This is a genomic window from Vicinamibacterales bacterium (genome assembly GCA_036496585.1).
Classification (GTDB): Bacteria; Acidobacteriota; Vicinamibacteria; order Vicinamibacterales; family 2-12-FULL-66-21; genus JAICSD01.
On record DASXLB010000031.1, the window covers coordinates 1 to 24,037 of the forward strand.

The 24,037-nt window shown below is 67.2% G+C and carries 22 protein-coding genes and 1 tRNA gene; 16 read left to right on the forward strand and 7 right to left on the reverse strand.

From position 1 onward, the window contains the following. Positions 1-282: 282 nt before the first annotated feature. The gene (locus tag VGI12_10635) at positions 283-945 is read right to left on the reverse strand and encodes a succinate dehydrogenase cytochrome b subunit (protein ID HEY2433119.1); all 663 of its coding nucleotides are present in this window, start codon (positions 943-945) and stop codon (positions 283-285) included. Between the two features lie 58 nt (positions 946-1,003). Between VGI12_10635 and sucC the strand changes: the two genes are divergently transcribed. Genes sucC through VGI12_10660 form a run of 5 tightly spaced genes read left to right on the forward strand, consistent with a single transcriptional unit; the run spans position 1,004 to position 8,056 of the window. After that, positions 1,004-2,164: an ADP-forming succinate--CoA ligase subunit beta gene (gene sucC, locus VGI12_10640; protein ID HEY2433120.1), complete on the forward strand. Its 1,161-nt coding sequence runs from the start codon at positions 1,004-1,006 to the stop codon at positions 2,162-2,164. 49 nt (positions 2,165-2,213) lie between these two features. Continuing rightward, the gene (sucD, locus tag VGI12_10645; protein ID HEY2433121.1) at positions 2,214-3,086 is read left to right on the forward strand and encodes a succinate--CoA ligase subunit alpha; all 873 of its coding nucleotides are present in this window, start codon (positions 2,214-2,216) and stop codon (positions 3,084-3,086) included. Then, a complete protein-coding gene (locus VGI12_10650) occupies positions 3,086-4,948 on the forward strand; it encodes a 2-oxoacid:acceptor oxidoreductase subunit alpha (protein ID HEY2433122.1) in 1,863 nt (620 codons plus the stop codon). The genes sucD and VGI12_10650 overlap by 1 nt, the downstream gene beginning before the upstream one ends. A 2-nt stretch (positions 4,949-4,950) precedes the next feature. Further along, complete coding sequence (locus VGI12_10655) at positions 4,951-5,973, forward strand: 2-oxoacid:ferredoxin oxidoreductase subunit beta (GenBank protein ID HEY2433123.1); 1,023 nt, start codon at positions 4,951-4,953, stop codon at positions 5,971-5,973. 28 nt (positions 5,974-6,001) lie between these two features. Then, positions 6,002-8,056: a S9 family peptidase gene (locus VGI12_10660; protein HEY2433124.1), complete on the forward strand. Its 2,055-nt coding sequence runs from the start codon at positions 6,002-6,004 to the stop codon at positions 8,054-8,056. 65 nt (positions 8,057-8,121) lie between these two features. On the opposite strand, the gene VGI12_10665 is transcribed toward VGI12_10660, so the two are convergent. Further along, positions 8,122-8,274, reverse strand: coding sequence for a hypothetical protein (locus VGI12_10665; GenBank protein HEY2433125.1), 153 nt, complete (start codon positions 8,272-8,274; stop codon positions 8,122-8,124). A gap of 43 nt (positions 8,275-8,317) precedes the next feature. Here VGI12_10665 and ndk point away from each other — a divergent pair, with 43 nt between their 5' ends. From ndk to VGI12_10695, 6 genes are read left to right on the forward strand one after another with little or no spacing between them, the layout of a single operon-like run. After that, positions 8,318-8,734: a nucleoside-diphosphate kinase gene (ndk, locus tag VGI12_10670; protein ID HEY2433126.1), complete on the forward strand. Its 417-nt coding sequence runs from the start codon at positions 8,318-8,320 to the stop codon at positions 8,732-8,734. Between the two features lie 3 nt (positions 8,735-8,737). Next, positions 8,738-9,295 carry a dCTP deaminase gene (gene dcd / locus VGI12_10675; protein HEY2433127.1) on the forward strand — a complete coding sequence of 186 codons (558 nt, stop codon included), beginning with the start codon at positions 8,738-8,740 and terminating at the stop codon, positions 9,293-9,295. Further along, the gene (locus VGI12_10680) at positions 9,273-10,508 is read left to right on the forward strand and encodes a methyltransferase domain-containing protein (GenBank protein HEY2433128.1); all 1,236 of its coding nucleotides are present in this window, start codon (positions 9,273-9,275) and stop codon (positions 10,506-10,508) included. Before dcd ends, VGI12_10680 begins: the two co-directional genes overlap by 23 nt. After that, entirely contained in the window at positions 10,505-12,559 is a 2,055-nt protein-coding gene (locus VGI12_10685) for a hypothetical protein (GenBank protein ID HEY2433129.1), read from the forward strand. The genes VGI12_10680 and VGI12_10685 overlap by 4 nt, the downstream gene beginning before the upstream one ends. A gap of 45 nt (positions 12,560-12,604) precedes the next feature. Further along, positions 12,605-12,913: a hypothetical protein gene (locus VGI12_10690; GenBank protein HEY2433130.1), complete on the forward strand. Its 309-nt coding sequence runs from the start codon at positions 12,605-12,607 to the stop codon at positions 12,911-12,913. Continuing rightward, positions 12,901-14,526, forward strand: coding sequence for a M28 family peptidase (locus VGI12_10695; GenBank protein HEY2433131.1), 1,626 nt, complete (start codon positions 12,901-12,903; stop codon positions 14,524-14,526). Before VGI12_10690 ends, VGI12_10695 begins: the two co-directional genes overlap by 13 nt. On the opposite strand, the gene VGI12_10700 is transcribed toward VGI12_10695, so the two are convergent. The 5 genes from VGI12_10700 to VGI12_10720 all read right to left on the reverse strand — a co-directional run bounded on the left by VGI12_10700 (position 14,501) and on the right by VGI12_10720 (position 20,909). Next, entirely contained in the window at positions 14,501-15,787 is a 1,287-nt protein-coding gene (locus tag VGI12_10700; protein HEY2433132.1) for an MFS transporter, read from the reverse strand. The two genes, VGI12_10695 and VGI12_10700, sit on opposite strands and share 26 nt — an antisense overlap. A gap of 57 nt (positions 15,788-15,844) precedes the next feature. Next, on the reverse strand, positions 15,845-17,185 hold the full coding sequence (locus VGI12_10705; GenBank protein HEY2433133.1) for an enolase C-terminal domain-like protein: 1,341 nt from the start codon (positions 17,183-17,185) through the stop codon (positions 15,845-15,847). Positions 17,186-17,446: 261 nt separating this feature from the next. Beyond that, positions 17,447-18,748 carry an alkaline phosphatase family protein gene (locus VGI12_10710; GenBank protein HEY2433134.1) on the reverse strand — a complete coding sequence of 434 codons (1,302 nt, stop codon included), beginning with the start codon at positions 18,746-18,748 and terminating at the stop codon, positions 17,447-17,449. 82 nt (positions 18,749-18,830) lie between these two features. Then, positions 18,831-19,571 carry an outer membrane beta-barrel protein gene (locus VGI12_10715; GenBank protein ID HEY2433135.1) on the reverse strand — a complete coding sequence of 247 codons (741 nt, stop codon included), beginning with the start codon at positions 19,569-19,571 and terminating at the stop codon, positions 18,831-18,833. A 3-nt stretch (positions 19,572-19,574) separates the two neighbouring features. Next, on the reverse strand, positions 19,575-20,909 hold the full coding sequence (locus VGI12_10720; protein HEY2433136.1) for an alkaline phosphatase family protein: 1,335 nt from the start codon (positions 20,907-20,909) through the stop codon (positions 19,575-19,577). Positions 20,910-20,974: 65 nt separating this feature from the next. On the opposite strand from VGI12_10720, the gene VGI12_10725 reads away from it, so the two are divergent. The 5 genes from VGI12_10725 (at position 20,975) to VGI12_10745 (ending at position 24,037) form a co-directional block, all read left to right on the forward strand. Continuing rightward, positions 20,975-21,919 carry an ABC transporter ATP-binding protein gene (locus tag VGI12_10725; GenBank protein ID HEY2433137.1) on the forward strand — a complete coding sequence of 315 codons (945 nt, stop codon included), beginning with the start codon at positions 20,975-20,977 and terminating at the stop codon, positions 21,917-21,919. Further along, positions 21,916-22,734, forward strand: coding sequence for a hypothetical protein (locus VGI12_10730; protein HEY2433138.1), 819 nt, complete (start codon positions 21,916-21,918; stop codon positions 22,732-22,734). The genes VGI12_10725 and VGI12_10730 overlap by 4 nt, the downstream gene beginning before the upstream one ends. Positions 22,735-22,763: 29 nt before the next feature. Then, entirely contained in the window at positions 22,764-23,168 is a 405-nt protein-coding gene (locus tag VGI12_10735) for a hypothetical protein (GenBank protein ID HEY2433139.1), read from the forward strand. Positions 23,169-23,221: 53 nt separating this feature from the next. After that, the gene (locus tag VGI12_10740) at positions 23,222-23,917 is read left to right on the forward strand and encodes a lipid-binding SYLF domain-containing protein (GenBank protein HEY2433140.1); all 696 of its coding nucleotides are present in this window, start codon (positions 23,222-23,224) and stop codon (positions 23,915-23,917) included. Between the two features lie 43 nt (positions 23,918-23,960). Beyond that, positions 23,961-24,037 (forward strand) — tRNA-Met (locus VGI12_10745).

Sequence of the window (24,037 nt, forward strand, 5' to 3'; positions counted from 1 at the left end):
CGAGGGGCCTCGCCCCTCGGACTCCCCTGCACGCTCTCTCGCGCGCCGCGTCGCCGGCGCGCGCCGTTCGCGTGGCTCGCTCGTGGTACTCGCTCGCGTCGCGACCTGTTTCGAGGGGCCTCGCCTCACGGACTTCCCGGCATGCTCTCTCGCGCGCCGCGTCGCCGGCGCGCGCCGTTCGCGTGGCGCGCTCGTGGTACTCGCTCGCGTCGCGACCTGTTTCGAGGGGCCTCGGCCCTCGGACTTCCCGGCACGCTCTCTCGCTCAGCTCAGTTGCGATCTTCATCTCGTCAGGTACACCCAGATGGGAATGATGGCAAAGCCGCCAGCAATCAGGATTGCGACGACCGTGCCGATCGCGACCAGCCGCTTGGTGAAAACCGGGTGGCTGGCGCCGATCGACTGAAACGCGCTCGAAATTCCGTGCCGCAGGTGCAGGCCGATGAGCCCCATGGCCGCCACGTAGACCGCGACCCACACCGGGTTCGAGAACACCTCGATCTCGGTGCGGTAGAGATCGCGGATCGGCGGATCGCCGATCTGATACCAGGCGCCGTACTTGATCTGGGCGACGTGGATGACCACGAACACCAGCGTCGCGAGCCCCGACCAGATCATCGTCGTGGATCCGAGGCTCTTGCGGCTCGTGTGCCCGGCCCAGCGCTTCTCCACGTAGCCGACCGGCCGCGCCGCCTGGTTCCGCGTCCACATCGTCACGGTCTTGTAGATGTGGACCAGGAAGAGCAGCACCAGCGCGACTTCCGCCGGGGCGATGAGCGGATTGCCTTCGAGGAAGTGCGCGTAGTGGTTGAACGTGTCCTGTCCGGCGAAGATCCCCAGGTTGCCGGCGAGGTGGAGGACCAGGTACGCGAACAGCAGCAGCCCGGTGGCGCCGATGAGGAGCTTGGTGCCGGCAGAGGATGAAAAGACCCCGCGAGGCGACATCAATCCCGGATCTTACATCTATCGAAGAACGACGATATGATTGCTAGGATTCACACCAATGAAGATTCACGAATATCAAGCAAAGGCGATTCTCGCCAGGCATGGTGTGCCGGTGCCGCAAGGGGAGGTCGTGTTCGACGCCGCCGATGCGGCGGCGGCCGCGACGCGGCTCGGCGGCGGCACGGTGGTCGTCAAGGCCCAGATTCACGCCGGCGGCCGCGGCAAGGGCGGCGGCGTCAAGGTCGTGAAAGGACCTGATGAGGCCCGCGCTGCGGCGGCCAAGATGCTCGGCATGAACCTGGTCACCCATCAGACCGGACCGGCCGGGCAGAAGGTGCAGCGCGTGCTCGTCGAGCAGGGCCTGCGCATCGCCCGCGAGCTGTACCTCGGCATCGTCCTCGACCGATCGAGCGAGCGGCTGGTGCTGATGGTCAGCTCCGAAGGGGGCGTCGAAATCGAGAAGGTCGCGGAAGAGACGCCCGAGAAGATCTTCAAGGCGTTCATCGATCCCGGCGTTGGCCTGGCCGCCTACCAGACGCGGCGGCTCGCGTTCGCGCTCGGGCTGCAGGGACCGCAGGTCGCCGCGGCCGGCAAGTTGATGACCGCTCTCTACAACGCGTTCATCGCCTCCGACGCGTCGCTCCTCGAGATCAACCCGCTCATCGTCACCGAGGACGGCAGCCTGCTGGCACTCGACGCCAAGATGACCTTCGACGACAACGCCCTCTACCGCCATCCCGACGTCAAGGAGCTGCGCGACGTCGCGGAGGAGGATCCGCTCGAGGTCGACGCCTCGAAGTACAGCCTGAACTACATCAAGCTCGATGGCACCATCGGCTGCATGGTCAACGGCGCCGGCCTGGCGATGGCGACGATGGACATCATCAAGCTGGCGGGCGGGGAGCCGGCCAACTTCCTCGACGTCGGCGGCGGCGCCAACGCGGAGCAGATCAAGAACGCGTTTCGCATCCTGATGGCCGACACCGCAGTGAAGGCCGTCTTCATCAACATCTTCGGCGGGATCCTGCGGTGCGACGTGCTCGCCGAAGGGGTGATCGCCGCCGTCAAGGACCTCGGCGTCCCGGTGCCGATCGTCGTGCGCATGGAAGGCACCAACGTCGAGAAGGGCAAACAGATGCTCGGGGAGAGCGGCCTCAAGTTCGCCACGGCCGACACCATGAGCGAGGGGGCGCAGAAAGTCGTCGCCCTGGCAAAGTAGCCGGGCCTTCGGACCCAGTAGGCCGGGTCTTCAGACCCGGCGGAGATTTATGGCAGTTCTCATCGACAGAAACACGCGGCTGATGGTGCAGGGGATCACCGGTCGCGAGGGCACGTTCCACGCCAAAGCCGCCCAGGCCTACGGCACCACGGTGGTTGGCGGCGTGACCCCGGGCAAGGGCGGGACGATCCACGAAGGTTGGCCGGTCTTCAACACCGTGGCTGATTGCGTGAGGGAGACGGGGGCGAACGCCTCGGTCATCTTCGTGCCGCCCCCCGGGGGGGCCGACGCGGTGCTCGAGGCGGCCGATGCCGGGCTCGACCTCGTCGTCTGCATTACCGAAGGTATCCCGGTACTCGACATGCTGCGGGTGTTCGGGGCCATCCGCGGTGGGAAGACGCGCGTCATCGGCCCGAACTGCCCGGGCCTGATAACGGCCGGACGGGCGAAGGCCGGCATTATTCCCGGCCATATCTGCAGGGAAGGCCGGGTCGGGATCGTCTCGAAGAGCGGCACGCTGACCTACGAGGCGATTCACCAGCTCACCAACAACGGGCTGGGCCAGACGACCTGCATCGGCATCGGCGGCGATCCGTTGATCGGGACCAGCTTCATCGACGCTCTGTCGCTCTTCGCGGCCGACCCGCAGACCGAGGCCGTGGTGATGATCGGCGAAATCGGCGGCAACGCCGAGCAGGACGCCGCCGCGTGGATCACCCAGCACTTCCGGAAGCCCGTGGTCGGCTTCATCGCCGGCCAGACGGCGCCGCCGGGGCGGCGCATGGGCCACGCCGGCGCGATCATCGCGGGCGGGAAGGGCACAGCGGCGGAGAAGATGGACGCGCTCGTGGCGGCCGGCGTGCGGGTGGTGAAGAGCCCGGCCGACATCGGCGCGGCGGTCAAGGAACTACTGAGGGCCTAATGCAGCAACGCGTCGTCAACGATTTCAGCATCCAGGTCGCGACGGTCAACGGGTCGGGCAGCCAGACAGCCAATCTCGTCATCCTGCGCTCCATTTTCCAAATGGGGATTCCGGTCTCGGGCAAGAACATGTTCCCGTCGAACATTGCCGGCCTGCCGACGTGGTACACCGTCCGCGCCAACAAGGACGGCTTTGTCGCGCGCAAGAAGGAAGTCGATTTCCTCGTCGCGATGAACGTCGAGACGGCGAAGGAAGACGTGATGTCGCTCGAGCCCGGGCGCGCCGTCCTCTACGACGAGCCGCTCAAGCTCAACGAGCTGCGCAGCGACCTCTCGTTCTACCCGGTGCCGTTCGACAAGCTCGTCGCCACCGTCTGCACCGATGCCAAGCTGCGTCGCCTCGTCAAGAACATGATCTACGACGGCGTGCTGAGCCATCTCCTCGACATCGAGATGACGGAGATGGAGAAGGCCCTGCGCAAACAGTTCGGCAAGAAGGTCAAGGCCGCCGATCTCAACATGGGCGCGCTCAAGGCCGGCGCGGACTACGCCACGCAGCACCTGACGAAAACGGATCCGTTCCACGTCGAGCGGATGGACAAGACCACCGGGATGATCCTCATCGAGGGCAATTCCGCCGGTGCGCTCGGCGCGATGTTCGCCGGCGTCACCGTCTGCGCGTGGTATCCGATCACGCCGTCCTCGTCGCTCCCGGAGGCGCTCATCGGCTACATGAAGAAGTACCGCGCCGACCCCGCGACCGGCAAGGCGACCTACGCGATCATCCAGGCCGAGGACGAGATTGCCTCGATCGGCATGGTGCTCGGCGCCAGCTGGGCAGGCGCGCGGGCGATGACCTCGACGTCGGGCCCCGGAGTTTCGCTGATGAGCGAGTTCGCCGGCCTCGCCTACTACGCCGAGATCCCAGGCGTCGTGTTCGACATCCAGCGCGTTGGTCCGTCGACGGGGCTCCCGACCCGCACCGCGCAGGGCGACATCCTCTCGACCGCGATGCTTTCGCACGGCGACACCAAGCAGATCCTGCTCATCCCGTCGTCGGTGGAGGAGTGCTTCGAGATGGCGCAGGACGCGTTCGATCTCGCCGAACGCTTCCAGCAGCTCGTCTTCGTGATGAGCGACCTCGACCTCGGCATGAACATGTGGATGTCGGCGCCGTTCACCTATCCCGACCGGGTCTACGACCGCGGCAAGGTGCTCGACGCGGCAAAGGTGAAGGAGCTCGGCGGCGAGTGGGGGCGCTACCGGGACGTCGACGGCGACGGCATCCCCTACCGCACGCTGCCGGGGACCGGTATGCCGTCGTACTTCACGCGCGGATCCGGGCACAACGCGCGCGGCCAGTACAGCGAGCGTCCCGACGACTACCAGAACAACGTCGATCGCCTGGCCCGCAAGTTCGAGACGGCCAAGTCGCACGTGCCGGCGCCGGTCGTCGAGGACGCCGCGACCGAGGTCGGGATCATCGGCTACGGGACCAGTCACTGGGCGATCGTGGAGTGCCGCGCCCAGCTCGAGCAGGAGGCAGGCCTCGCCACCGCCTACCTGCGGCTGCGTGCTTTCCCGTTCCCGCCCGAAGTGGACGCGTTCATCTCCCGCTACAAGCGCATCTACGTTGTCGAGCAGAACCGCGACGCACAGATGAAGATGCTGCTGCGCCTCGAGCTGCCGGCCGGGGCGACCAACCACGTGCGGAGCGTGCTCCACTACAACGGTCTGCCGATCGACGCGCGATCGTTGGCCGACGACATCCTGGTGCAGGAAGGACGGAAGGCGGCCGAGACCGTCAAGGCGGCAACGGCGGGACGCGCGACGGTGACGACCGCCGCCCGCGAGGGAGAGTGATCGTGGAACCCAAGAAGAACCGGATCGGCCTCGAAATCACGCCCTATCGCGGCGGCAAGACGACGCTCTGTGCGGGCTGCGGGCACAACGCCATTTCCGAACGCATCATTGACGCCTTCTTCGAGATGGGCATCCAGCCGCGCGACGTGCTCAAGCTGTCGGGTATCGGCTGCTCGAGCAAGACGCCGGCCTATTTCCTGGGCGAGGCGCACGGGTTCAATTCCGTGCACGGCCGCATGCCCTCAGTCGGCACCGGCGCGCTCCTCGCCAACCGCAAGATGATCGCCATCGGCATCAGCGGCGACGGCGACACTGGGGCGATCGGCATCGGGCAGTTCGTGCATCTGATGCGCCGCAACGTCCCGATTGTCTACATCATCGAGGACAACGGCTGCTACGGCCTCACCAAGGGGCAGTTCTCGCCGACCGCCGACGTCGGCTCGACCCAGAAGAACGGCCAGCCCAACGACCTGCCGCCGATCGACACTTGCATGATGGCGGTGCAGCTCGGCGCCTCGTTCGTGGCGCGCTCGTTCTCCGGCGACAAGAGGCAGCTGCTCGCCATCCTCAAGGCGGCGATCGCGCATCGCGGCACCGCGATGATCGACGTGCTCTCGCCGTGCGTGACCTTCAACGATCACGAGGGCTCGACCAAGAGCTACGCTTACGTCAAGGAGCACGACGAGCCGAGCGGCGAGGTGAACTTCGTGCCGTTCTTCGAGGACATCACCGTCGACTACGACGCCGGCACCACCACCGCCGTCACCATGCACGACGGTTCGCGGCTGTATCTGAAGAAGGTGGCCGAGGACTACAAGCCGACCGACAAGCTGGCCGCCATGCGGCTGATGCACGAAACGCACAGCCGCGGCGAATTCGCCACCGGCGTCCTCTACATCGAGTCCGACAAGGACGATCTGCTCACCCAGATGAACCTGGTCGACACGCCGCTGGCGTTCCTGCCGCCCGAATCCCTTCGTCCCGGCAAGGGCGTGCTCGAAGCCGTCATGGAAGAACACCGCTAGAGCCTTCCTGTCCCAGACAGGCATAGCTATGAAGTACACAGCGGCGGCGTTGGCACTGGCGGTGCTGGCGATTCCCGGCGTCGCGCGGGGGCAGAAGCGCCCCCTCGACGCCAACGACGTCTACAGCATCAAGGACGTCCGCGATCCACAACGCTCGCCCGACGGCAAGTGGGTGGCCTATACGGTGTCGCGCGCCGTCAAGGAAACCGACAAGAACGACACCGACATCTGGATGGCCGCCTGGGACGGCACGCAGGAGATCCAGGTGACCTCGTCGCCCGACGGCGAGTCGCAGCCGCGCTGGAGCCCCGACAACAAGTACCTGTCATTCGTCTCGTCGCGGCAGGGGGCCAAGGACGGCCAGCTGTGGCTGCTCAATCGCGCCGGCGGCGAGGCGATGAAGGTGAGCGACGTCAAGGGCGGGATCTCTGAGTACGCCTGGGCGCCGGACGCCAAGCACCTGGTGTTCGTCGTCAACGAGCCGGATCCGCGCGATCCGAAGGACGATGACGACTCCGCGAACAAGGACCGGAAGAAGACGCCGCCGCCGATCGTCATCGACCGGTATCACTTCAAGGAAGACATCCAGGGGTACCTGCGCAACGAGCGGACGCACCTGTATCTCTTCGACCTCGACACGAAGAAGGCGGTCGCGATCACCTCAGGCCTCCTCTACGACGAGTCGTCGCCGGTGTGGTCGCCCGACGGGACGCGGATCGCCTTTGTCAGCAAGCGCGGACCGGGCGACGTCGACCGCAACGACAACACCGACGTCTGGGTGATCGACGCGAAGCCGGGCGTCGAGCCGCGCCAGATCACCACCGCGCCGACGGCCGACGAAGGGCCGCTCGCCTGGAGCCCGGATGGCAAGTTCATCAGCTACCTCGCCGGTGACGAACTGAAGTATTCGGCCTACCGTCAGCCCAAGCTCGCCGTCATCGCGGCCGCGGGCGGGCAGCCGCGATTTGTCGGGGAATCCCTGGATCGGCCGGTGCGCCAGCCGATCTGGGAGGAAGGCGGCAGTTCGATCGTCCTGACCGTGACCGATGACCGGTCGCAGTATCCGGTGCGCGTCTCGCTCAAGGACGGCAAGGTCGAACGCCTCGGTGCTCCTGGCAGCGTCGCCGGCAGCCTCTCGGCGGGCCTGCTCGACGGGCAGTACGCGGAGCTCGTCTCGAACGACAGGCAGCCCGCCGAGGTTTATGCGCTTCTCGGACAGGGACACGCCCTGCGTCGCTTGTCGCACCAGAACGACGCGTGGATGAAGGACCTGATTCTGGGCGAGACCGAGGAGTTCACCTCGACGAGCAAGGACGGCACCGAAGTGCACGGCCTGATCGAGAAGCCGGCCACGTTTCGGGACGGCGTGAAGTATCCCACGCTGCTCCGCATCCACGGCGGCCCCAACGGCGAAGACGAGCACGCCTTCAGCTTCGAGCGTGAGCTCTTCGCGGCAAACGGCTACGTGGTCGTGCAGGTGAACTACCGCGGCAGCAACGGCCGCGGCGGCGTCTACCAGAAAGCGATCTTTGCCGACTGGGGCGGCAGGGAGGTCGTCGACCTGCTTGGGGCGATGGACGAAGTGCAGAAGCGCCCCTACGTCGACGCGGACCGCCTCGGGATCGGCGGCTGGAGCTATGGCGGCATCCTGACCGACTACAGCATCGCCACCGACGGGCGTTTCAAGGCGGCGACGAGCGGCGCCGGCAGCGCGCTGCAGTTGTCGATGTACGGCGTCGACGAGTACATCACGCAGTACGAAAACGAGATCGGGCCGCCCTGGAAATCGCAGGACCTCTGGATCAAGATCTCGTATCCGTTCTTCCACGCCGATCGGATCCACACGCCGACGCTGTTTCTCGGGGGCGACAAGGACTTCAACGTGCCGCTCGTCGGCGGCGAGCAGATGTACCAGGCGCTCAAGAGCCTCGGCGTCGACACCGAGCTGGTCATCTACCCCAACCAGTTCCACGGCATTACCGTGCCGTCCTACAAGATCGATCGCCTGCAGCGGTACCTCGACTGGTACGCGAAGTACCTGAAGCCGGCCCCGGGCGGCACGACGGCCAACGGCCGTCAGTAGCGTCGACCTGTAGGCCGGAGCTTCAGCTCCGGTCCGACGCTTCTCCTCCCGCGCTTCCGCGAGCGCTATCCCTGGGTCTCGTCCAGGTTGGCGCCGATCACGTCCTCCTCGATCTTGTCGGTGTTCTGCGGCAAGCCCTGGTCGTCGAGGGCGTGCGCGGCTGCCTGAGCGTTGTCGTTCCCCTGCTGCGGGCAATCGGTCGGCTTGTCGCCTTCCACAGCGCCTTCATGCTCATCCGCTCGCATATATAATCCTCAGGATATGGAACGCACATTTGCCATCGTAAAGCCCGATGCCGTCGCGGCGAAGTACACGGGACGCATCATCGGGCGCATCGAAGAGGCTGGATTCACCATTCGTGCCATGCGGCTCGTGCACCTGACGCAGGCGGAGGCCGAAGGCTTCTATGCCGTGCACCGCGAGCGGCCGTTCTTTGCCAGCCTGACCCGGTTCATGTCCTCTGGTCCGTGCGTCGTGATGGCGCTCGAGACCCCCGATGCGATCAAGAAGTGGCGCGCGCTGATGGGGGCGACCGACCCGGCCAAGGCGGAGGCCGGCACCCTTCGCAAGGATTTCGGCGCGTCGATCGAGACCAACGCCACCCACGGTTCCGACGCACCGGAAACCGCGGCCTACGAGCTCGGCTATTTCTTCCGCGGAATGGAGCTGTCGCGATAGGCCATGGCGGGGATCAAGTCGGACAGGTGGATCCGCAAGATGGCGCTCGAGCACGGCATGATCGAGCCGTTCGAGGATCGCCAGGTTCGTCAGGGGGTCGTCTCCTACGGCCTCTCGTCGTATGGGTACGACATCCGCGTCGCCGACGAGTTCAAGATTTTCACCAACATCAACAACACGGTCATCGACCCGAAGAATTTCGACCCGCGCTCGTTCGTCGACGTCAAGGCCGACGTGTGCATCGTCCCGCCCAACTCGTTCGCATTGGCGCGGACGATCGAGTACTTCCGGATCCCCCGCGACGTGCTGACCGTGTGCCTCGGCAAGTCGACCTACGCGCGCTGCGGCATCATCGTCAACGTCACGCCGTTCGAGCCCGAGTGGGAGGGAACGGTCACCCTCGAAATCTCCAACACGACGCCGCTGCCGGCGAAGATCTACGCCAACGAGGGGCTGGCACAGGTGCTGTTCTTCCAGGGAGACGAACCCTGCGAGGTGTCCTACGCCGACAAGCAGGGCAAGTACCTGAAGCAGCGCGGTGTCACACTGCCGAAGATCTGATCTGGTTGCCCTGACCCTCATCGTCGCCGGGATCGAACGGCTGCGCCATCCCGAGCCGTTTCTGGCCGAGGTTCGCCGGCAGGCCGCGGCGATTCCGGCGGAAACCGAGATCGTGGCGCTCCCGACCGCTGCCGACGGGATTGGCGCCACGCTGCGGCGCGCCTTTCAGCAGGCGCGCGGCAGGTTCATCATCACGGTCGATCCCGATGCCGCGCCGCCGCTGGCGTTCGTACAGGATCTCTGGGCCCGCCGGGACGACGCGGAAATCCTCATCGCGTCCCGCTACGTCGACGGAGGCCGCGCGCAGATGACGGCGGGCCGCCGCGTGGGCAGCCGGCTGCTGACCACGGCGTTCAGGCGGGCGCTGAGCTTCGGCGTCTCGGACGTGTCGAGCGCGCTGCGTCTGTACCATACGCGCGCCGTCAATGCGCTGCCGCTGCAGGCCAACGGATACGACCTCCTTCCGGAAGTGCTCGTGCGCGCCTATGCCGCGGGTTGGAAGGTGATGGAGGTGCCGCTCGTCTACGTCCCCAATCCGGATGTCCGTCCCGGCGCGCCGCGCAAGCTCACCACCGCCTACGCGCGCACGGCGTTCGGGCTCTGGAAGCTGCGGAACTCGATCGCCGCGGCCGACTACGACTTTCGCGCGCACGACAGCGTTATTCCGCTGCAGCGGTACTGGCAGCGGCGGCGTTTCGCGCATATTACCGAGCTGATCGGCGGCGAAGGTGCCGTGCTCGACGTCGGCTGCGGATCGAGCCACATCATCGGGTCGCTGCCGCGCGGCAGCGTGGCGCTCGACATCCTGCCGAACAAGCTGCGATTCGCACGGCGCTTCGGCGTTCCGCTGGTGCGTGGCAGCGGCGCGGCGCTGCCGTTCGCCGATTCGACGTTCCCGTGCGTGCTCTGCTCGCAGGTGATCGAGCACGTGCCGATGCAGCCGTCGTTCATCGACGAACTGTGCCGCGTGCTGAAGCCAGGCGGTCGCCTGGTGCTGGGGACGCCCGACTACGACCGCAAGGAATGGGTCTACACGGAGAAGCTCTACGGCTTCTTCGCGCCGGGTGGCTACGCCGACGAGCACATCTCGCACTACACGCGCGCCGGATTGCTGGACGACTTCGCCAGGCGCGGCTATACGCACGAGGCGACGCGGTACATCCTGCGGGGCGAGCTGATCCTCGCGTTTCGCAAGCCGGCCGCGCCCGCATGATGCCGGGGGACGCCGGCCAGCGCGATCGCGTCCTGGCCCGGGTCGCGGCTGCCTGCAGCGGCGCCCTGCTGCTGCCGCTGCTGTGGCCGCTCGTCAGCGGCCGGGTCTTCCTGTTCGACGACCTGCAGAACTTTCACCTGCCGCTGCGGTTTCTCTACGCCAACGCCCTGCGCCACGGACACCTGCTGCTGTGGACGCCGTCGGTCTACGGCGGCGTCTACCTGCACGGCGAGGGGCAGGTCGGAATGCTGCATCCGCTGCACCTGCTGCTCTACGGTCTGCTGCCACTGCAGGTGGCGTTCAATCTCGAGCTGATCGCCAATTACCTGTTCGCATTCACCGGCATGCGCTGGCTGCTGGCGCGCCTCGGCGTCAGGCCGGCGGCGGCGCTGGTCGGCGCGATGCTCTTCGCGTTCAGCGGGTTTCAGCTCCTGCACCACCATCATCTGAACCTGGTCGCCGTGACGGCGCACATTCCGTGGCTGCTCGCGTGCGAGGACGTGCTCATCACCGCCGATCGGCGGCGCGACTGGGCGGCTGGATTCGCCGGCGTCGCGCTTGTCGTGGGCTCGGAGCTGCTGCTGGGGTTTCCGCAGGCCGTGTGGTGGAACGTGCTCGCGGCAGCCGGCTTCGGTCTGTTGCGCGCCGGCGAGACGCGGCGATGGGGAAGGATCGTCGCCTGCGCCGCCGCCGGCGGCGTCGGGCTCCTCGTCGGGGCGGCGCAGCTCGTGCCGACGCTCGACGCGGCCGGCCACTCTGTCCGCTCCGGCATCGACCGTTCGTTTGCCCTGACGTACTCGCTCTCACCCTGGAACGTGTTCCAGTTCTGGGCGCCGCGGATTTTCGTCCATCGCGCCTTCTCGCCGCCGCCGGAGTACCTGCAGGTGCACGAGCTTGGCGTCTATTCGGGCACGCTCCTGATGATTGCGCCCCTCTGGCTGTTCATGCGCGGGCGCGCTCTGGGCGCGCGGCGCAGGCTCGTCGTTGCCTGTCTCGGGTTTGCCGCGGTGATGTTCGTCATGGCCCTGGGACAGTACGGCGGCCTCGACGTGCTCGTCACATACCTGCCGGTGCTCGGGTCGTTGCGGGCGCCGGCGCGCTATATCGTGCTCGTCCAGTTCTCACTGGCGATCGTCGCCGCCACGGCGTTCGACGACCTGGTTCACGGCGAATGGCCAGCCGCCTGGCTGTCGTCCGGCCGCAGCCTGGCGCTCTGCGCATGGGCCGCCGCCAGCGTGCTCACGACGATTCTCGTCAACACGCGGATTCTCGGGCTGCCTGTCGTACTTCCCCTGTCCGCACTGGCGCCGGCGGCAAGAGGCACGGCGATTGTCATCGCCGTGACCGTCGCGTTCGTGCTTGCCGCGCGCCGGGCGCGAGGCGCGGCCGCTGCGCTCATCGTGATCACGATGCTCGATCTGGGCTGGTGGGGAATCAGCTACGTGTACTACCGGCCGGCACAGACGATCGGCGCGCAGATGCGGGGCCTTCCACGGGCCGCTCCCGACAATCTCCGGGTGTGGGCCTCGACAAAGTGGGCCGACTTCCCAGTGATCAAGGGCTTTCAGGTCGTGCCCGGGTATCTCGGGCTGATCCCTGCAACGAGGCTTCCCGCCGACAGCGACGCTTTCCAGTGGCTCGCGGGGGCCCAGGCAAGATTGTTCGACGACGAGCAGGTCAGGCCGCTGGATGGGGCGCTTCCGCGGGCGCGTGTCGTCGGAGAGTCGTCGGCGGGTGGTCTCGCGGCGGTCCTCGTCGACGAGCCAGGCCGTATCGTCGTGCAGATGTCGTGCGCCGTGCCGGCGAGGCTGGCGCTGACCGAGCGGTTCGATCAGGGCTGGCAGGTCAGCGTGGACCGGGTCGCAGGCCGGCCATTGCAGGTCGAGAACGATTTTCTCGGCGCCGACGTCGCGCCGGGCACCCACCGAGTGGAATTTCTCTTTCGACCGCGCAGCTTCACGCTGGGGCTGGCGGGTTCGGCGCTGGGCGGCCTCCTGCTGATCGGGATGGGGGCGCTGGCGCGGCGCCACGATCCGGACAGACGCGCGTAAGGCGAGTGGGCCGACGGTGTCGTGGCCGCGTACAATATGAAGTCGATGGATCCGACAGCGCACGTTCCGCTTGCGGCCGGCCCGGCTTATCTCGAGCGCATCCAGCGCCTGCCGTCGAAATTCAGCGCGACGATCAAGCCCGAGCCGGCCAACCGCTTCAACCTGACCGCCGTGGCGGTCTTCGCCGGCGGCGAGAAGATCGGCTACCTCACGCCCGAGGTCTCGCGTCACTACTTCGGCGCGCTCACACCGGAAGGCGCCGAATGCCAGGGGCGCCGTGCGCCGTTGTCTGCGCACGAGAACACCGGCGTCGACGTCCTGCTCGATCTCACGGGTATCGCGTGCGTCGAGTAGCCGCATCGGGCGTGAACGTCGGCGCCGCGATAGCGGTTGCTGCGCTGCTCACTGGCGCGGTCGCGGCGCAGGCGCCGCCGCTGCCGGCTGGCATCGAGCGCGCCTATCTGGCACTGAAGGACAGAGTCGAGGCCGCGCCGGCTCTCGAGGTCGTGCAGTTCGTCGAGCCGTACTGGCGCATCGCCGGCAATCCCGGGTTCAACGCCACCGTTGACGACCTGCGCGATCGTGTGCGGCGCGCCGGCATCGCGGTCCGCGTCGAGGAATTCCCGCTCCGCGGCAAGGGATGGGACTACCAGCAGGCGACGGTCACGTTCGCCGATAGCGGCGAGGTCGTCCTGTCGAAAGAACGCGACCGTGTGGCGCTCTGCATCAACTCGTTTTCGACGAACGGTCCGGTCGAGGCGCCGCTCGTCGACGTCGGCGGGGCGACGCCGGCTGATTTTGCCGGCGCCGACGTCAAGGGAGCGGTGGTGCTGGGGAACGCTGCCGTCGGCGTTCTCTGGCAGCAGGCGGTGAAGCAGCGCGGCGCCATCGGCGTCATCTCCATTTCGATCGCGGCGTATGTCCGTCCCGACGATCCAGCCCGCTTCACCTTCGCCGATCAGCAGGACGTGCTGCAATGGGGCAGCGTCCCCTATGACGAGACGGCGAAGGCGTTCGCGTTCAAGGCGAGCTGGCGCGCCGCCGCGAAGATGCGCGAGCGGCTGGCGGCCGGCCCCGTCCGCCTGAAGGCCGATATCCGTTCCTCCTTCTACGACGGCCCGAACCGCATGGTGGTCGCGGAAATCCCGGGAACCGAGCGCCCGGACGAGCGCATCGTGATGGTGGCGCACATCCAGGAGCCGGGCGCCAGCGACGACGCGAGCGGGTGCGGGACGCTGCTCGCGCTGGCGTCGGGGCTGCAGCGCGCGATCGACGCGCATGCGCTGCCGCCCCCCGGCCGCACGCTGACCTTCATCTGGGGCGACGAGAACCGCGGCAGTCGTGCCTGGCTGAACGCGCATCCCGAGCAGGCGAGAGGGGTGCAGTACATGTTTTCGCTCGACATGACCGGCGAAGACACGAGCAAGACCGGCGGCACGTTCCTCATCGAGAAGCAGCCCGATCCCTCGGCGGTGTGGCCGAGGCCGTCCGATCCGCATACCGCGTGGGGGGCCAGTGTCGTGAAGCCAGGCGAGCTGAAGGGCAGCCTCCTGAACGACCTCCACCTCGCCGTGTGCCGCCGCCGCGCCCAGGATACGGGCTGGGTCGTCGAAACGAATCCCTACGAGGGAGGAAGCGACCACACCGAGTTCAAGAACGCCGGCGTTCCGGCGGTGCTGAACTGGCACTTCACCGACCGCTACTACCACACCAACCTCGATCGACCCGACAAAGTGAGCGGTTCCGAGATGGTCAACGTCGGCGTGTCGGTGGCGACCAGTGCATGGTTTCTGGCCTCAGCGACAGCGGCCGACGCACGTCAGACCGGTGCGCTGATCGCGCGAGCCGAGGCCGACCGTCTGGCGCTCGAAGAACGGCAGGGTGCCACGCGTGAAATTCTCGACGCGTGGCGGCGCTGGTATGCCGAGGCGCGCGACAGCGTCACGCGGCTGCCGGTGACGCGGTGAGTGTTTCGTCGAAGATCGGCCGCGTCGGGTCGACCAGCATCCAGCAGACCGCCCCGGCGAGGAAAAGGCCGCCCATCAGGTACAGCGGCAGGTTCCAGCTCCCGAACCACTGCACCGAATACGCCACGATCAGCGGATTGAGCATCGCCGCCATGTTGCCGGCGGAATTCATCGCGGCTCCGACGACGCTCACATGGTTGCGGCCGACTTCGATGACCGTGCCCCATGCCGCGCCGAGGGTGAACATGGTCAGGCCGGTGGCGACGGCGATAAGCGAGGCCGCCAGCACTGGCGCGTCGGTCGCGGCCGCGCCGAAGAGCGCCAGTCCGGCGCCCGCATAGGCGACGGCGCCGAGTCCCGCACGGCCGACACGGAGGCCGAAGCGTGCAGCCAACCGATCGGTCGCGACTCCTCCCAGCAGGTCGCCCGGCATGCTGACCAGCAGCGGCAGACCGGCGAACACGCCGAGGCTGGCCGCGTCGAATCCGTGGCGCTGCTTGAGATACGTCGGCAGCCACGTGATGCAGAAATAGAAAATCATGCAGTTAGGGATGTACATGATGCAGAGCGCGATCATGTTGCGGCTCCCGGCCAGCCGCCGCCAGTAGGCCGCGCCGCCGGCATGCGGCGTTTCGGGCAGCCGCTCCTCCACGATGGTCTGCAGTTCAGCGGCGTTGACAGCCGGGTGCAGCGACGGATCGTCGCGGAACCAGGTGAACCAGCACGCCACCCAGACAATGCCGATCCCGCCGAATGCGAAAAAGATCTGCCGCCACGACAGAAACCGCAGAAGCCACAGCACCAGCGCGGGCGTCAAACCCCCGACCAGGTGCGCGCCGGCGAAGAACACGCCTTGCACGGTGCCGCGTTCGCGGGCCGGAATCCACCGTGAGAATGTGCGCGCGGCGCACGGCCACGCGCCGGCCTCGCCGACGCCGAACAGAAAGCGCACCGCCAGCATCGCCGGATAGCTGAACGCGGCGCCAGTCGCGGCGGTCAAGCAGGACCACCAGAGCACGATGCGGGAGAGCACCGATCGCGTGCCGCGCCGGTCGGCCCACCACGCGGTCGGGATCTCGAACATCGCGTAGGCGAGTTGGAACACGGTGAAGACGTATCCCATCTGCACCGTGCTCAGGGCGAGATCGTGCGAGATGCTTGGCGCCAGCGTCGCGATGCAGGCGCGGTCGAGGTGCGTGATCATCGCCAGCGCCGTGGCGAGCGCCACGACGCGGTAGCGCGCGCGGGTCGGAACGGTCACGGTCGCGCTATCTCACGCCGCTGGCGGGGGAGGCGGACCACCAGTGAGCTTCGGATCTCACGGGCGAATGACGGTGCCGTCGCGCCGTCGCGTCGTGCCCCACGTGTAGTCGAAGTTGGGCGGCGCGTCGGTGACTGGAAAACGTGCCGCCGCCTGCTCGTCGACCTCGATGCCGTGTCCGGGGACTTCCCGCGCCAGCATGTAGCCGTTCCGCACCTCAGGACAGCCGACGAACACTGCTTGGGTGTCGGCAGGGAAGCCGCTCCCCTCGTGGACGCCGAAGTTGTAGCTGGCGAGCTCGAGCGCGAGCTGCGCGGCGTGGGCGATCGGCGACGCGTCGCCGGGGCCGTGCCAGGCCGTGCGCACGCCGAAGTACTCGCAGAACGCCGCGACCTTGCGGGCCGGGCTCAGGCCGCCGATCTGCGAGATGTGGATACGGATGAAATCGATCAGGCGATCCTTGATCAGCGGGACGTACTCATGCTGGTTGTTGAACAGCTCGCCCATGGCGAGCGGCACGCACGTCTGCTGGCGCAGCAGGCGGAAATGATCGTTCTCCTCGGGAGGGAAGGGATCCTCGACGAAGAAGGGATGGTACGGCTCGAGCGCCTTGCACAGGTTGATCGCCTGATTCAGCGTGACTCGCTCGTGGACGTCGTGCAGCAGTTCCACCTCGTCGCCCAGCTTCGTCCGCAGGTGCTCGAACAGCTTGGGGACGAGCCGCACGTACGGTGCCGACTCCCAGACCGCGCCGGGGTTGGTCGGGCCGACCGCCTCGCCGGGAGCGGTCGGCGTCGCGCGCGTGCCGTTGGCGCCGTAGCCGGCCAGCCCCGGGGTCGAGATCTGGACGCGGACGTGACGGAATCCCTGCTCCATCGCGCGGCGCGCGCTGTCTTCCACTTCGGTGAGCGAGTTGCCGCTGGCGTGAAAGTAGCAGTCCGCCCCGAGCCGCACTTTGCCGCCGAGCAGCTGATAGAGCGGCATGCCGGCGCGCTTCGCCTTGATGTCCCACAACGCGATGTCGACGCCGCTCATCGCATTGAAAAGGACGGGGCCGTTGCGCCAGTACGAGCTCACGTAGCTCGATTGCCAGATGTCTTCGATCTCGTCCACGTTGCGTCCGATCAGAAAGGGACGCAGGAACTCGTCGATGGCCGTCCGCACGACCAGCGCGCGCTGGGTGAAGGTGGCGCACCCCCAGCCGACCAGCCCAGGCTCGGTCGTCTCGATCTTCACCACGACCAGCCGGATGCGGTTCGGGGCGGTGAGGATCGCCTTGATGTCGCGGATCCTGACCGGCGCCGCGCCGGTGGCCGCCTGCGCGTACATCGGGTGCACGCCCGCCAGAATGGATGCTCCGCCCAGCGACATCGTCCCGAGCGCATCGCGACGGTTCATCGCGGCCTCCCTTGGTAACAGTAGCGAAACACGACGGGGGCATCATATGTCACCCCCTGCCGGAACTGCACCGCCCGCGATCGTCGTCCTCGTCGCGCCGCGGCGAAGGCCGATGCCGCATCGAGAACCGTTCCGGTCAGGAGATGCTACAGAACGCCGTCACGCGCGGGGATGTCGCTCACGGCGCCGCGCGCCTTGGCTCAATCGCGGTGATCACGGAGGACGACGGCGTCGCGTTGGATGTCGAGCGGGCGTGCCACGCTACGAACACGTCCGCTGCGGCAGCACGAGCGGCGGCGCCGGCGGCTGATTGAAATCAAACATGTCGAGCATGCTGTTCGCTTCGACGTCGCGCTTCGACAGCCCTTTCAGGTCGTAGCGGTTCTCGATGAGCTGCAGCACTGAAGCGAACTCGTAGCTGGTGTGGGAGACGACCCCTTCGCGCGCATACGGCGAGATCATGATGAGCGGGACGCGTGGGCCGAGGCCGAGGGCGTCGACTCCGGGCGGCGGCACGTGATCGTAGAAGCCGCCGAAATCGTCCCACGCGAGGACGATCGCGGTCGACGCCCACGCCGGGCTCTGCATGATCGCGTTGATCTGCCGCACCGTCCAGTTCTCGCCAGCGCAGGCTGAGACGCTGAGCGTGGTGCCGGCGAACGCATCGACTGTCGGGTGCTCGCTGACGTCGAAATCGGGCACAAGCCAGCTGACCGCCGGCAGCGCACCAGCGGCCGCGTCCTGGACGAAACGGCCGTGCGGAAGCACGCGTGAGGTCCAGAGCGGTCCGGTGCGGATATGCCGGATGGCGTCGAGTGACGACCAGATGTACCCGTGCTCGCCTGCTTGCGGCGCGTAGTAGCGCCACGACACGCCGGCGGCCTCGAGACGATCGGCGACCGTCGTCATCTCGAAGCAGGGAAACTGGCGCGACAACGCGCCGGTGGCGCTCATCACGTCGACGCCCGTGCCCGCCTCTGCGTCGCAGCCCCACGCGAACGAGTTCGGATTGTTGAGCGCGCCCGCCGACTGGGCAGCGATGGTGTAGAGATGGTTCGGAAAGCTCGGACCCGCGAGCGACGAGAACATGCGATCGGCGAGCGCAAAATGCTCGGCGTAGCTCCAGTAGTTGGGGATGTCGGCGCGGAGGAACTGCGTCAGGCTGAGCATGTCGTTGCGCTGGTTGCCGCGGATCATGTCGAAGCGGTCCATCGCGCCGCCGTGCATCGCCGTACGCGCGTCTTCCCAGTCGTGGCCGACGTCGCGCGGCATGCGATCGAGCGCGCGGCGCAGCGGCACCCGCTCGCCCGTCGAGATCATCGCGGTTGCGGCGCCGTCGGCGCCGGGGAAGGCGCCGAAATACATGTCGAACGAACGGTTTTCCTTGATGAGGAAGACGATGTGCTGGATGTGTGAGCGGAACGCCGCGAGGCGCGCATCGTCTGAATTCCGAGCGCCGCCGGGAAAGACCGGAATGTGCTGCTGCGGCGTCGCGCCGTGGGCGCGCGCAATTCCGGCAATCGACACACAGAGGGCAATGCCCGCCGCGGTAAGCGGACGCACGATGCTTGAATTGAGCATGGAGACGGGTACAGGATACCCGGTACTCGCGCCGCCGGCTCAAGTATTTCGCGCTAAATCATTACTAAAACGTAAGATGTAGACCGCCGCCGATTTCGAGGCCGCCGAGCCGCACCGCCGAGGCCCCAGTGTCGGGGAAGTTCACGGTCGCGCGCGAGTAACGCACCAGGCCCGACACGCCCACGTGATCGACGAGCCGCACCCCGACCCGGGCACCAGCGTTGAATCCCGTCGCCCGCTTGTTTTCGCGCGTCAGCGTCGCGCTCTGGAACGTCACGGTGTCGTATGGGAAGGTCTGCGAATAGCTGACGTCCGACACGAAGTCCTGTTCCGCGCGCATGAACGTCGGCCCGCCGCCGACGATCACGTCGATCCGGGGCGTCGCCGGGAACCAGTACGTGGCCTGAAGGTGGACGGCGGATTCGCTGTGGAACGCACCGGCGGTACCGGTAAGGGCCCGCGGCTGATTGGCGTTGATCGGATGCGGAATCTCGCCGGCAATCTGCGCCGGATCCGTGCCGCTCATCGACGTGGCGGCGACGCCGATCCCGAAACCCCGCCACAGGCGGACGACGCCGCCGCCTTCGAGGCGCGCACGCTGCGCGATTGAGTACGACGTCGTCAGCGTGCCGGTTTCGGCATACGCCTCAAAGCTCACCGTCTGCGCGAACGTCGTCGACGAGGTCTGCGTGGAGACGCCGACGTCGATGGCGACGCGCGCGGGCGTGTCCTGCGCGAGGGCGGGCGACCCGCACGCCAGCGCCAGCGAAACGGCGGCCGAGGACGAGATCCGGCGAAGCATCATGCGTCAGGCGCCGCAATCGCGGAGCGGCAGCACGTAGGGGGGCGCCGGCGTCTGGGAGAAATCGAACATGCCGAGGACGCTGTTGGCCTCGACATCGCGCTGGGTCAGTGCCTTCAGCTTGAAGCGGTTTTCAATCAACTGGAGCACCGAAGCGACCTCGTAGTTGGTGTGCGAAATCGTGCCTTCCTTCGCGTACGGCGACATCACCATCATGGGCACGCGCGGGCCGAGTCCATAGGTGTCGACGGTTGGCGGCGGCACATGATCGTAAAACCCGCCGAAATCATCCCACACCAGCACGATGATCGTCGACGGCCAGTTGCCGCCCTGCATGATGGCGTTGATGTGGCTCACCGTCCAGTTCTCGCCGGTGCAGACGCTCGCGTTGCCGAACCCGGGCCGGCTCGGGTGATCGCTGACCGCGAAATCGGGGACGACCCAGCTGACCGCCGGCAGGTTGCCATTCGACGCATCGGCCATGAACTGGTCGTCGCCCATCACGCGGCTCGTCCACAGCGGGCTGTTGCGGATGTGGCCGATCGCGTCCAGCGCCGACCACAGGTACCCGAGCTGGCCGCGCTGCGGTGCGTAGTAGCGCCACGACACGCCCGCCGCTTCGAGTCGGTCGGCCATGGTCGTGTACTCGAAGCACGGATACGCGCGGGTCGTGCCGCCCGTCGTGTCCATCACGCCGACCGAGGCGCTGGCCGGCGCATCGCATCCCCACGCCAGCGCGGCGGGATTGGTGAACACGCCGCCGGACGTGGCGGCCACGGTGTACAGATGGTTGGGAAAACTCGGCCCTGCCAGCGAGGCGAACATGTGATCGGCCAGCACGAAGTGCTCTGCATAGTTCCAGTAGTTGGGAATGTCGGCGTCGAGATATTGCGACATGCTCAGCATGTCGCCGTCGACGCTACCGCCGCTCACCAGATCGAAGCGATCCATCTTTCCGTCGTCTATCGCCAGGTGCGTGTCCTCCCATTCGTGCCCGAGATCGCGCGGCATGACGTCGGGCGTCCGCCCGAGCGTGACTTCATCGCCAGTCGAGATCACGGCCGACGACGCGCCCTCGGCGCCGGGGAAGGTACCAAAGTAATTATCGAAGGAGCGGTTCTCTTTGACGATGAAGACGACGTGCTGGATCTTGGAGCGAAGCGCCGCGAGCTGCTCGGGGGAGGGCGCGACCACCGGGATGACGCGGGTGTCCTGCGGGGCGGACAAGGCCTTGTCCGGTTTTCCGGTCGACGCCAACGGCCTCGCCACGATCACGAGCGCCGCGAGCCCCGCGAGGACAATGGGAATGGCGCCCAGCGTGCGAATGACTGACGACTTCATCGCTCTCTCCACAGCATGGACGCCATGAGGCGCGTCCAGCCGCGTGGTAACGTGGTTGCGGGCTCATGTGCAATGCCGCTGCCACGGTCGTGGTGCAGGCGAGCGGGATCACCAAGTACTTCGGGGAAGTAAGTGCCCTTCGTGACGTTGGTGTGACCGCCCACGAGGGAGAGGTTCACGGCCTGCTCGGGGCGAATGGCGCGGGCAAGACCACCTTCCTGCGCATACTGCTTGGACTCGTGATCCGCGACGCGGGTCACATCCGCGTTCTCGATCGAGATCTGCCGCTCCGTCCATCGCGCCTCTCGAGGGGGGTTGCGGCGGTGCTCGAGGGGGCCGGCTTCTATCCGTATTTGACAGGGCGCCGCAATCTCATCCTTGCGGCGCAGATGGATGATATTTCGATGACGGATGCGGCGGTCGACGAAGCGATCGCGCGCGTCGGTCTGGCCCGCACGGCCGATCGCAAGGTGGCCGGCTATTCGGCGGGGATGCGGCAGCGCCTCGCCTTCGCGGCGGCGCTGCTGCGTGCGCCGCGCCTCCTGCTGCTCGACGAGCCGTCGAGCGCGCTCGATCCGGCCGGCGCGCGCGAGGTACGGGCGCTCATCCGGGCGCTCGCGGACGCCGGCACGACCGTTCTGCTCAGCAGTCACAATCTGGTCGAGGTCGAGACGCTCTGTTCGTCGGCCACGGTTCTCCGCGACGGCACCGTCGTCTTCAGTGGGGACGTCGACCGTCTGCGCGCGCTGGCCGGTCCCGAGATGCACGCGATCGAGACGAGTGACGATGCTGCGGCGATCGCGATCGCGGAGCACCATGCGGCGGTACGCGTTGATCCAGCCGGCGTCGATCGCGACGCGGGCTTCCTGATCGCCGGCGCGCCCGATGCGATCGATCGCTACGTCGTCGCCCTCGGACAGGCGGGCATCGCGGTACGGCGGCTGCGGCCTCGCGAGCGATCGCTCGAGACGGTGTTTCTGCATTTGACAGGTCCCGGGGCTGCCTCGTGACGGCGCCCCGCGCGCTGGCGGCTGCGATCGTCGTCGAATGCCGAAAGGCGCTGGCGCAGTGGCTGTATCGCGGCGTGTTGATCGTCTGCGCCGTCGCGCCGATCGTGTTCGTGATCGCGCTGGCGGGTCAGGGCGCAGTTCCCTCCGACACCCTCTTTGGACGCCTCGTGTTCGACTCCGGTCTGGCGATCCCGCTCGTCGTGCTTGGCTTTGCCGGAACGTGGGGGCTGCCGGTGATTGCGGCCGTCGCCGGCGGCGACCTGTTCGCGTCGGAGGATCGCCATCGCGCGTGGGCCGTCACGCTGACCCGATCGCGAAGCCGCTCGGAGGTGTTCGCGGCGAAGACGCTCGTGGCCTGCGGATTCCTGACCTGTGCGCTGCTGGTGCTCGCGGTCAGTGCGGGGTTGGCGGGCGCCGTGTGGACGGGGACGCAGCCACTGATCGACCTGTCTGGCGCGGAGCTCGCGCCGGCGGCGGCGGCCGCCCGCATCGCGTTGGCGTGGGCCTCGGTGGTGCCCCCGTGTCTTGCGATTACCGCGGCGGCGCTCGTGACGTCGATCGCGACGCGCAGCAGCGTGGCCGGTGTCGGGGTGCCGATCTTCGCGGCGCTGGTGCTGCAGCTGGCGGCGCTCGTCGACGTGCCGGCGCGCTGGCGGCTGCTGCTGCCCGTCACCGCGCTCGAAGGCTGGCACGGCCTGCTGGCGCAGCCGGCGTTCTATCGCCCGCTCGTCTGGGGTGCGGTGGTGAACCTCGGATGTGCCGGCGTGCTGATCGCATGGGGACGCCGCCTCTTTCTTGGGCGGGACATCACGTGACGGCGCGCGCGCGGTGGCATCTCCCGTTCATGTTCGGCACACTGCTGCTCGCCGGCTGCGGCGGGAGTGACGTGACGGAAGCGCGTGTCGAAGCGGCGGTCGCCGGCACGTTCGCCAACCTCGTGCACGCTCAGCTGGCGCGCATGGGCCTGACCGAGATGCCGGTTCGCTCGCTGCGGGTCGCCGCGAGCTGCTATCGCGCGGCGGGCGAGCGCCGCGGCGCGGGGGAGTGGGTGTGCACCGTCGTCTGGTCGGGCCCCAACGGGGTGACGCTGCGTGATACCTACGATCTCTCGGTCGGCGCGAATGCCTGTTACGCCGCCGCGCTGGGCGGCACGGCGGAAGCGCTGGGCGGCCCCATCGTCGCCGGCTCAGACGGACGCCAGGTACGCAACCTCTTGTATGCCTTCGACGGGTGCTTCGATCCGTTCTGACCGGCCCGGATCCTGCAACTGCCACTCTCGGCATGAAAGAGGAGGTCAGTGGGATGAGGCACGTCATAGCGGTTTCTACGTCGGTATTACTTCTGTCGGCGATTGTGGGGGCGGCGGATCTGTCGTCTTCCGAGACCAAGCGGCTCGAAGAGGCTTCGTCGGTGGTGCGCGAGCTTCGCGCCGAGCCTGACAAGGGCATTCCTGATGGGCTCTGGAGCCGCGCCGAGTGTGTCGCGGTGATTCCCAACCTGAAGAAAGCGGCGTTCATGGTGGGTGGGGAGTTCGGTAAGGGCGTGCTCAGCTGTCACAGCGGAGCCGGCTGGAGCGCGCCGGTCTTCGTCGAAATCGAAAAGGGCAGCATGGGCTTCCAGATCGGTGGGGAGCAGGTGGATCTGGTGCTGCTCGTCATGAACAAGGGTGGCATCGAGAAGATGCTGCAGGACAAGGTCAACCTCGGCGGTGACGCCGCGGTCGCGGCCGGTCCCGTGGGCCGCATGGCGTCGGCCAGTACCGACGCGCAGTTGCACGCCGGCATCCTGGCGTATTCGCGAACGCAGGGCGCGTATGCGGGGATCGACATCTCGGGCGGCGTGCTTCGTCCCGACAAGAGCGCGAATCAGAACGCGTACGGCACGACCATGACTCCCAGGGATGTGCTGGCGAAGGCCGACGTGGTGGCTCCGCCGCCAGCTCGGGCGTTCGTGCAGACGCTGCAGCAGGAGACGCGCGCAACGACCGGACGCCGGTAGTTGACCGTGCGTGGTTGGGGTGTTAGTATGAGAACTTCTCTGACGCGGGGTGGAGCAGCCCGGTAGCTCGTTGGGCTCATAACCCAAAGGTCGCAGGTTCAAATCCTGCCCCCGCAACCA